The sequence below is a fragment of the Oleiphilus sp. HI0043 genome (genome assembly GCF_001634935.1).
The window spans coordinates 1-917 of sequence record NZ_LWEY01000800.1; the positions used below are offsets into that span (position 1 = coordinate 1).

Below are 917 nucleotides of genomic sequence, written 5' to 3' on the forward strand. Positions count from 1 at the left end.
CAGACCGAGACGGGTGGGGTGCTGATTTCTCCTTTGCCTGGCGCCACGGAATTAAAGCCTGGCTCGGCGACACGCCCTCTATTCGGTGTTAAACCTGCGATTGTCGACAATGAAGGCAATATTCTGGAAGGTGCAGCTGAAGGTAATTTAGTTATGCTGGATAGCTGGCCTGGGCAGATGCGTACTGTCTACGGCGACCATGAACGCTTTATCCAGACCTACTTTAGTACCTATGAAGGTATGTACTTCACAGGTGATGGTGCGCGTCGCGATGAAGATGGTTATTACTGGATTACCGGTCGTGTTGATGATGTCTTGAATATTTCGGGGCACAGAATGGGCACCGCTGAAATCGAAAGTGCATTAGTGGCTCACCCAGATGTTGCCGAAGCCGCTGTTGTTGGCTACCCTCACGATATTAAAGGCCAAGGTATTTATGTCTATGTCAGTATGATGCATGACCATGACATTGACCTAAATGACGCGCTCAAAGACACCTTGAAGCAATGGGTGAGAAAAGAGATTGGCCCTGTCGCGACACCGGATATCATACAGTGGGCACCGGCGTTGCCAAAGACCCGTTCTGGTAAAATCATGCGCCGTATTTTGCGCAAGATAGCCGCGAACGAGCATGATAGCTTGGGGGATATCTCTACCTTGGCCGATCCTTCAGTGGTCGCCAAATTGGTTGATGAACGACTGAACAAGTAAGCAATCAACGCTACTGTAGGCAGAGGGGGAAACCCCTCGCAGAACCTGACCCTTGCTAGCCCGCCAGCGAGCCGTGGAAGGCTCTGCCTACAAGTATGGTTTTTCTCGAATCCGTAGGCAAACGGTTCCACCTCTCGCAGAATCTGCCCCCTTGCTAGCCCTCTAGCGAGCCTGGGACGGCCGCTCTGTCTACAAAACACTCCGCC

General features: G+C 51.9%; 1 pseudogene. It reads left to right on the forward strand.

Annotation, left to right across the window (positions count from 1 at the left end):
* Positions 1-711, forward strand: a pseudogene (locus tag A3729_RS09175) (AMP-binding protein); the annotation flags it as partial.
* Positions 712-917 lie beyond the last annotated feature (206 nt).